General features: G+C 39.2%; 6 protein-coding genes and 1 pseudogene. 2 read left to right on the forward strand and 5 right to left on the reverse strand.

Going from position 1 to position 9,914, the window contains the following annotated elements:
• Positions 1-529 precede the first annotated feature (529 nt).
• Positions 530-1,999, forward strand: coding sequence for an SLC13 family permease (locus tag DCCM_RS03330; RefSeq protein WP_104371044.1), 1,470 nt, complete (start codon positions 530-532; stop codon positions 1,997-1,999).
• A gap of 357 nt (positions 2,000-2,356) precedes the next feature.
• Here DCCM_RS03330 and DCCM_RS03335 read toward each other — a convergent pair whose 3' ends face one another.
• Entirely contained in the window at positions 2,357-3,271 is a 915-nt protein-coding gene (locus tag DCCM_RS03335) for a LysR family transcriptional regulator (protein WP_165792001.1), read from the reverse strand.
• A 736-nt stretch (positions 3,272-4,007) separates the two neighbouring features.
• A pseudogene (locus DCCM_RS03340) lies at positions 4,008-4,486 on the reverse strand (adenine nucleotide alpha hydrolase family protein); the annotation flags it as partial.
• Positions 4,487-4,651: 165 nt separating this feature from the next.
• Between DCCM_RS03340 and DCCM_RS03345 the strand changes: the two are divergent.
• The gene (locus DCCM_RS03345; RefSeq protein ID WP_165792002.1) at positions 4,652-4,918 is read left to right on the forward strand and encodes a DUF4367 domain-containing protein; all 267 of its coding nucleotides are present in this window, start codon (positions 4,652-4,654) and stop codon (positions 4,916-4,918) included.
• Between the two features lie 603 nt (positions 4,919-5,521).
• Here DCCM_RS03345 and DCCM_RS03350 read toward each other — a convergent pair.
• From DCCM_RS03350 to DCCM_RS03360, 3 genes are all read right to left on the reverse strand, one after another.
• On the reverse strand, positions 5,522-6,961 hold the full coding sequence (locus DCCM_RS03350) for an SLC13 family permease (RefSeq protein ID WP_104371047.1): 1,440 nt from the start codon (positions 6,959-6,961) through the stop codon (positions 5,522-5,524).
• A gap of 522 nt (positions 6,962-7,483) precedes the next feature.
• Entirely contained in the window at positions 7,484-8,473 is a 990-nt protein-coding gene (locus tag DCCM_RS03355) for a substrate-binding domain-containing protein (RefSeq protein WP_104371048.1), read from the reverse strand.
• 68 nt (positions 8,474-8,541) lie between these two features.
• On the reverse strand, positions 8,542-9,914 hold a 1,373-nt coding region (locus DCCM_RS03360; RefSeq protein WP_128739078.1), incomplete at its 5' end, for an FAD-binding protein.

The raw sequence follows: 9,914 nt of genomic DNA on the forward strand, positions 1-9,914 counted from the left end.
AGAAAGATAAAAATGGTTATGTCTGGACAAAGGCTCGCGGCACTCAAAACGTCAAGAATATCTGGCCACAACATGCTACAGGAGCGACCATGCTAATTGTTTTACGCAAAGTAGCTCTGCAAAAGGGAGTAAAGAATTAAACAATGTGTTTTAGCGAATAGGATTTTGGCTAATGAGAGAATCTTTGACGGGTTTGGGCATGTTTGCATTAGAAATCCTGGGAATCCCAATACCTTCTTTCTATTGAGGTCGTGTTTTCCTAAATTTGTAATTAGGGTATATGTTATGGTATATCTCCATCTAGTGCGGAATGAGGCCCGAGTAAATTAAATTAGGCTGTAAATAGATAACCTGCTGAAGAATTCTGATGAATCCAAATAAGTAAATGGTATGTTTTTTATTATCTAATATAAATAAGCGAGTTTAAAAGAACTAGATGAATTATAGTTAGTTCATGTGAACACATTCTCTTTCTTGTTAACTTGCACAATTGTTAAAACTATCTATTCATTGGAAGGTGGGAAGGAAAATGGGAACAAAGCCTAAGTTCACAACATCGTTATCAAAGGATCATATCTCTTGGTTTCTGAAACTAATTTTTGGTCCAGTTGCTTTTCTCATACTACTATTAAGCCCCATCCCCAGTGTTACACTACAAGTTAAGATTCTCGCTGCAACTTACCTTTGGGTGATTGTGTGGTGGATTATGCGGCCTATTCCCTGGGCTATTTCCTCAATGTTACCATTAGTCATTATTCCTTTATCGGGTATTGCCAAGTTAAGTACTGTAACGACTGCTTATGGCCAAAAGATCATGTTCTTTCTAATTGGAGTTTTGCTTGTAGGTCATGCTGTTCAAAAACATGGCCTGGGAAAACGAATTGCCCTTTCTTTTCTTTCCATACCATTCGTAGGTAGTTCTATTAACCGGATATTATTCGTATTTATGTTGACGACTGCTATTGTATCTGCATTTGTCGATGATGCAGCCAGTGTAGCTATGATGATGCCAATAGGTATGTCAATTGTAAAATATGCTATGGACCCGGAAAACAAGGGAAAGAGCGTTGGAAAACTCGGCGTGTTCATGGCATTAGGAGTCCTTTATTCCTCCGAAGCAGGAGGGGTGGCAACATTTATGGGTCTACCACATAATCCTTTATCCGTTTCCCTTCTGGAAAACCTTTGTAATGTAACGATTAATTTTGTTCAGTTTTCACAAGTTGGTATTATTATTGCCATTGTTACCATAGTCGCATATTTCCTTATATTACGTCTATTTCTTAAACCAGAGCTTAATGAAATCCCCGGAGCGCGAGAATATTTCAAAGAGGAACTCAAAAAACTAGGTCCATTTTCACCGGGAGAACGTAATACCATGATTGTTATGGTTACTATGATAATTCTTTGGATACTTCCAAGCTTTGCAACCATTCCTGTGCTTGATGTATGGATTCCTCCATTTATTGGAGTTGTTTTATTGTATATCTTGCCTATTTCGCTTGAAAATAAGGAAAGTACAATTACAGCTAATGATTTTCAACATTCTGTACCATGGAATATTATCTTTTTGTCAGCTTCAGGTGCGGCTATGGCAGACTTGCTGATCAAATTTGAACTATTGCAGTGGATTCAAGCGACGATGAGTGGTGTAATGAATAAGACATCAATTGTATTGTTTAGTGGTTTTGCCACAGGAATCCTGACCAATTTCGTGAGTGGACTTGCAGCTGTTAATCTTATGGATTCGCTGTGTCTTCCATTTTGCTCAGCCCTCGGCATTGAACCGGCTATAATCGCCCGTATTATTCCAAACGTGGGAGTAGGATACGTCCTTCCTTGGGCGGGAGCAGCGTCGGCCTTAGCCTTCGCCGCTGGAAATATTAAAATAAATGAAATGATTAAGGTTGGCCTTGTTGCCTTATTTGTCCATGTGATCATTGTTATATCCTTAAACTTAATCTTAGTACCATTGTTTCACGCATATAGTCCTCTATAAACGGTTATTAGAACTATTGAATATTGAGTAAGTATAAGTTTTAGGAAAGAAATTCGTATTGACTAAGGTGAGATTATTAAAAAGTTGCAATTTTTCAAGGTCTGTGACTATTTACATGGAAAATTGTTTTATTAAAACATGTTCAGATGCTAAAGGAAGCAGTCCATGAAGTCGAGGTTATTCTAACAGAGTCAGAAGAAGACATGATGAAGAATGGGCTCGACTCTGATGTAATATAAAATTCACTTACAAGAATTAAGGATTAGACAATTTAGTTTGGGTTTTTATGACCTATTCTTTATAAGGCAATACCTATTCCTGTTAGGAGCATAAGCAATAACTTGGAGTAGTATTGCCTCATATTTCTGAAGTAAGTTTATATTTAACATTTGGATATGATGTTACTTTTTCAATAAACATTAAAATAGTTGGATTAGAGTTTGAGGTTTTCCAGGCAAGCCCGGATTCGAAACGTACATCATCACCATCAATATCAATAAATCGAATTTCAGGATAATCACTGGTCCGATTACTAGATGGGACTAATCCAATTCCTTGTTTAGCTAGAACAAGGGGAAAGATTCCGTCTACTCTTCCTGGAGTAATAATACGAGTGGGCGCGATTCCTCTGTTGGAGAATATTTGCATAGCGAATTTATGCCATTGCGGGGATTCCTCCTGGGGAACCATGACAAAAGACTCTTTAGCTAAAGCTTTGAGATCAATCTTACTGTGATTAGCTAGTAGATGGTCGCTACGAATGATAACCGAGATGCTATCGTTTGATACCTTCTTAAACATATATCCGGAGGTGCTCTTTAATCCGAATGACCTTGTATAGCCAATATCTACACTCCCGTCTTCCAGTGCAAGGTGAAGCGTACCCATTGTGAATTGTTTCACACTTAGGGTAATAGTTGGATATTCCTTGCTAAATGCATATATCCACTGAGGGAGAAGGACTTTCCCTAAAGAGGGAAGAAAACCAATTGTTAAGAACAAGTGAGAACTAGTACTAACTTGGTGAACTTTATCAACTGCTTCGTCGTATTTTTTTACTATCTCTATCGCATCGTCTAAAAAAATCGCCCCCGCTTCAGTTAATTGAACAGACCGCCTATCCCGTTCGAAGAGCTTTACTCCTATTTGCTTTTCCAAATTTGCTATTCCTTGGCTTAATCCCGGTTGAGCAATATACAATTTGCTAGCAGCCTTGGAAAAGTTTAGGTTTTCTGCTACTGAGATAAAATAACGTAAGTAATGAATGTTCAAAACTTTCAACTCCTTTGCCCCGACAGTAAAAAAGTATATATTTATATTATATATCATTAGTATTGCATTAACCATAATTCTTTATTGTAAATAGGGTTGAAATCGGAGTTACGTATTCTCTAGGGTAGTCTTGACATGGGACTACACGGCGGATGCTTCTGTGTGCGAGGGCCGTGGTGTTTTCGGAAGTTAGAAAGTGTAGCACTGCGGAACTTAATAAATTCCAATTTATCTGAGTTTTATTTCCAGTTTGACGGAGTGAACCATTGACAATGAGGTCAAGTATGGTAGCCTGTTAGGGCGATGTCATAAGCATTAGAGGCATAACCCCTGACATCGGTACCATGCTTGCGGAGGCTCATTGTCAATGGCAAACTGGAAGAAAAACGGAAGCTAAGTGCTAAACTTTTATATTGCCGAACACAGCTTACATAAATGGTCAACTTCTTTATTGGTAATTATAAACATTTACACTAAACTAATTACGTTCTCCTTTTCACTCTTCTTAATGCTTTACTGCTTAGTTACATGGCGATGGAGAAAAATACAGGATGTTTTCTATGTCATCGAATACCTTTCTTGCCTGTAACAGACGTTACCACAACAGTAATTGGGATAATAACTTCTTTAACCTTGTCCTTTATACATATAGTGATAGCTTTTAGTATAGATATCTTTAATTTATTATGAGCTAAAAAACTAAAAAGCGGGACGCGTTAACCGGCCCCGCTCTTGTTTATTTCCGCAATCCCACTTTTCTTTCCATAAGCGCAAGCGCCCGCACCTGCAGCGGCAGCCCGAACAGGTTGATGAACCCGGCAGACGTCGGCCTGACTATATACTTCGTCACGACCAAAAGTGGCCAGATCTTCGTTATAAAGGGAGTAAGGCGAGGTAGTCCCGACCGGGGTGCAGTTGTCCTTGTACTGCTTCATACGCACCGTACCGGTAACCATGCGCTGGGTTACATCCACAAAAGCGTCCAGCGCTTCCCGCAGCGGTGAGAACCACACTCCGTCAAAACCAGCTCGGTATAGCGGGAAGCCACCATTTCCTTGCAATGCAAGGTAATCCGGTCAATGGTAAGCAACTCAAGCTCCCGGTGAGCCAAAAACAGTATGATGCCTCCCGGGATTTCATACCCACCAGCCGGTTTTCCACCATATCCACAATGCCAATACCGTTGGCCCCGCCCAGTTTGTTCAGCGATTCCAATCAGGTATAAAGAAAAAGCAAGTGATCCGGCCCGGGAAAAATCGGTGATCCGGGAAGAAATACAAAGGGGTTGCCCCTTTTCCATAAAAACACTTGGCTACTTACCTAATGGATATGTCTTAAAAGAAGTAAATAAAGAGAACGTCAGCAAAAGTCCTGACAGAAGTGAAGCAAGTTTTTCTCCGGGAAAATAAAGATCACATCGTTTCATCCAAATATCCATTACCGGTGAAAGCTGTTAGGGGACAGGGTTACGACACTGACGATACCATCGTATATGAAGTGTTGTTAAATGGAAAACCGGCGTTGTTGCTGGTCAGAGAAAAAGACCGAACTGCCTCCATATTTTGGGACGAGGGCATTATGGTCTACAAAATATCCGGCATTTTAAGCTCGGAAGAAGCTGTTAAAATGGCTGAATCTCTGGAATAAAATTGTGCAAAATGATAAATATCGCTTTGTAGTTAGAAGAACTCCGGGCGGGTTTTACCCTAACCTATCTTTATCTCACAAGGAGGCCGTCCGGTGGCTCTAATACTATGATACGAGTAGGCATTTATCGTTTTGAAACAAAAAAATGGCCAGTATATTGCCTTCATCTTTACTTATTTTGATAATATCCTCAAGTGTGGTTGCAGCAGAAATGAATGCCGTACCAACAGAAAAAGACACTAAACTAGACATAAAACTAGAATAGATAGAGCGGATGAGAAAAATGGTATACATGAACGGCTTAATAAAAAGATTGGCGATTGTTATACAAATAACGATGCAATAAGATGTCCAATAACTAATTTGAATTCAACCGAAGCTAACCGCTACAGTCAATTTTTATCTTATCCATTACGGCCACTTTGGCACCTTTCTCGGCAGCTTCAATAGTTGCCACTGTTCCAGCGAGTCAGCCACCAATAACAAGTACATCTGTTTCATCAAATATATCTTTTATTCCAAGAATAATTATCCTTCCTTATTATCGAGGTCACTAAAATGGTAGTGATTCCTACCCTTTTAGAAATAGAACTCATCAACTAGTTACATCAGCCCTCTGACTGACCACCAAAGTACCATAACTGGTATCATAACAATCCACAATACGTAGGTCCATGCACCAACTTTCATAAAATCACGTGCTTTGAATTGACCAAACCCATAAACGGTAATTGCTTGGGCTTGTTGATAAAGCATCATATAAGCTGTGGTTCCCATTTGGAAAAACATTGCACCTACCAAGGGATTTACACCTAATTTCTGCATTGTTGCGATGACAATTGGGATAAAGATTGTGAAAATAGGTAAAGCATCAGCAATAATAAAGTGAATAATCATTGCTGCTAATACTAACTTAAAGCCGAGAATAAAGATAGAATTGGAAATAAGTAACGGTGAGACAACACTTGCAAGGAAAGTATCAAGCTTTACTGTAGAAATAACTTGGCCCAAGGATAAACAACATCCAATAAATACCAGAGTATCCCAAGGCAATCCTTTAATATCCTTGGCATTTAAAACTCCAATACCAGGTAAGAACATGAGCACAACTCCTGCCATACACGCATTAAGGGAGCTTACTTTCAGTTGACTACCAAATATCCAAAGAGCCAAAATAAGTAAGGTGTAGATAGCGACCTTCTTTTCTGCAGAAGTGACAACTCCTACTTCATTGCGAAGTCTATCTTTTAGTTTGCGATAGCTCTCCTCATCAAGCCGTTCCACCTCCGGTGGAAACAGTTTATATGTGATAAACCATAAAATTACCATAGCAATTAAACATATTGGAAGGAGATTGAGGAACCAGTCAAAATAAGATACATCAATACCTGCTTTAGACAGCAACCCCCATAAAAGTACCGTTGATGCCCCGCCAGTAATAAATGGGTCACAACTTATCATTGAGGTTATGCCCAAGAGAATAAAGAAGCCCTTTCCAATATTGCTTATTTTATCAGCACTTTGGTCAAAGATGTTTAAAAGTGACAACGCAATCGTACCGAGTAACACAATCCTTGCGTTACCAGACGGTATGATAGCTCCTAATAACAGGCCTGCGAACATTAGCAAGAATAGAACGGTTTTGTAACTGGGATTACTTCTACTAATTATAGCTCCTGCTAAGCGTTTCCCTAATCCGGTCTTTGTGATTGCTGCAGCCATTAGAAAAGCAAATATAAGAAAGATTAGTGTTCCTGAAGAAAAACCTGAGAAAGCTACCGAAGATTTTGCTACTCCAAAGAACGTAAATAGGGAAACTCCTAAGAGGCTCACGACAACGGGCGATACGACTTCACCAATCCACCACATAATCATAAAAATAAATACAGCCATGGTTTTTTGGCCAGCTGGTTCTAATCCTTCCATTGCCGGTAAGAAGAACCATATATAGAGTGCTAAAATGACACCTAGTGCACCGAAAACCATTTTCTTTACATTGGATGTCTCCTTCTTTGGATTAATCGGAATACCTAAAACGTTCATTTCCTTTCCCCCTTTTTTTTATTTGTAGTGTTAAACCCATATTGTGGTATTTGTTTGAGCACCTCATTTTTTAAAATTAGTATTATAATGGATGGCTCCATCACCGATATAGTGATTGCGAGATACTTTAAAGAGGGAGCCGATCCATTATGAACTTGATTTTAGTAATATTTAATTGTGTTAGCTTTTTTTTATTATTTACTTGTTTTGATTCATCAGAATTTTTCAGCAGGCTATCTATTCACAGCCTATTTTGACTTTCTTCAGGCCTCATTCCACCCTAGATGGCGATACACCATAATATCTGCTTTAATCACAAATTCAGGAGAACATGGCCTTGATAGGAAGAAGGTATTGGGATTCCCGAAATTTCTAATACAAAGGTGCCCCAACCAGTCAAAGATTTTTTATTGGCCAAAATCCTATTCGCTAAAACACATTGTTTGATTGCTTCATCTACGTCCTTTGAATTGGCACCCTCAAAGGCATTAAATTGACTCATATCAATATCCCTTACTCACACTAAATTTTAAAGACTTCAAACGTCTCTTTTGCAAATAGTTCTTCAACTGTCATTAATTTTTCGGATAATCCCTGCTCATAAGAGTATTGACAGATAGACTCCAGTGCTTTTCTGTTAGGTTCAATACCATAGGGCCAAAAATCTTCACCCATAATTGCCTTCGTTCGTTCTACTTCATAAACCATCCAGGGCAGAGTCGCATACAATGCCGACGTATTCTTGAAGTTAGCCATTACAATATTTTTTGCCTCTTTTAGAGCTTTAAAGAGAGACATGGCAACCCAGGGGTTGGCATAATACACATCATGCCGAATAGCTATACAATGCATGATTGGGAAAATACCCGTTTTCCTAAAGTATTCTGCTTCGACTTCATGATAATTTTCAAACAGGCGCTTAACATTATGTCCATTGTAGAATGTCGATGGAATTCTAGCATTAATTACTGCATCAATTTCCCCTGTCTCAAGCATTTGTGCAAGTGTTTTATCCACCGGAATAGGCTGACAATCCACATCGGACGGTAATTTAATCTTTATCTTTTCAATCCGCCCTGGTTGTTCCATCCCGCCCGTTCGCCAATGAATATCAGAAGGTTTTATGCCATATTCATGCTGAAAAGTACCTCTTAACCATAACGCACTCGTCATCTGATATTCAGGAACCCCAACGATTTTTCCCTTTAAGTCTTCTGGAGTTTTGATTCCTGAATTAATATTGATATAAATACAAGAGTGTCTGAAAAAACGTGAAGTAAAGACAGGGATAGCAATAAATCGATTATCGCCATGTGCACGCGATAAGGTATACGAAGAAAGAGATACTTCTGATGCTTCAAACTCTGAATACCGGAATTGCCGATAAAAGGTTTCTTCAACTTCCATTGGTAAAAAGTTAAGATCAATTCCTTCTGGTACAACAGTTCCGTCCAATAAGGCCCTGGTCCGATCATATGGTGAGCACGCAAAATTAATATTTACTTTCGACATCCTTACCACCCCTTTCGTTTACAAACTTTTACCATTTGTCATTTTTAAACAAACTATTAAATCTCTCTTTATTTCAAAGCAGGGTTCTCAGGTCTAAATTTATATTGGTCAAATGGGATGTCTTGTGTTGAAAAATTCATTTCCCCACTGTCATCTATTTGAACAATGAGCCACTTGAGCCAATTATCATCTGCTGAAGTGTAATCCTCTCGGTAGAAAATATTGGGTCTGCTTTCTTTGCGCATGATGGCACCTTTTAAGGACATTTCGGCTGCCAGAACCATAGTTTGTGCTTCCTTAACCTTGACTAATGTTCTGATATCTGTTGCATGTAAACCGGGAAGTTTCTCCTGTTTTAACTCTAGGACTTTGGAAAGGGCCTCTTTAAGCCTGGGCTCGTTCATTAGGATTAAGACGTCTGCGGGGAATAGGATTTTTTGGAGTTCTGTGACCATCCGATCTGGATTTTCATTAAATTCGTTTTGTAATGGAGCGAAAAAGCTATTTGTTCTGCTTACTACATAGTCGAAATCGATATCCTCATAGTCAACTTCCATGGTATATTTCGCTGCACTGTTGCCTGCTGTAAATCCCGACCAAGTTGATGAGGCGATTGACCATCCTGTAAAGGGGTTAACCCCTAGGGTCCTTGCCATACCTGCAGCATACAATCCTTCAAGAGAGGTTTGACAATTAACATCCGCATCAATGCCTAACTTATTGCTTTCATAAGCTGGCTGCCACTCAATATTATCTTCTAAAATGTCATAACCTTCTTCACGCTTACATTTATCAAATAGGATTGGCATCCAACCATGACTCACTTGAAGCATCCTGAATTTTTCCCGCTGTTCGTCAGTCATTCCCTCAACATTGATAGCTACTGGTGCATTACCTTTCATTGCTTCTTTGGCAGCAGCAACAATTATTTTAGAAGTTGGAGCCCTATCCTTTAACACTGGATCATACTTCTCCATGTACAATTCACCTTTGGCATTAATCCATTTAGCACCAATAGCAGGCATGATACCTGAGCCTTCTACTTCATGCTTAGCCGGTCTTATGTTGATATAATGAAATTCCGGGTTCTTAATTCTTGCGCCCGCATCATAAGCCATAAATGGGCCTGTGCCTTGGAGTTCACTAGCAAGGTGGTGCCCTCTAAACCCTCCACTATTCGTTGCTAAAATGACCGCTTTAGAATGAATTAAGTAGTTCTTGCGGTCTTTTAAGCTAATGCCTACGACTCCAGATATCCGGCCTTTTTTTCCTTTCAGTAAATCATAAATATAAATATGATTTAATATGTTTACCCCCTTTTGCAGAGCTACTTTGCGTAAAACAGTTAGCATGGTCGCTCCTGTAGCATGTTGTGGCCAGATATTCTTGACGTTTTGAGTGCCGCGAGCCTTTGTCCAGACATAACCATTTTTATCTTTCT

Source organism: Desulfocucumis palustris (genome assembly GCF_002933875.1).
Classification (GTDB): domain Bacteria; phylum Bacillota; class Desulfotomaculia; order Desulfotomaculales; family Desulfocucumaceae; genus Desulfocucumis; species Desulfocucumis palustris.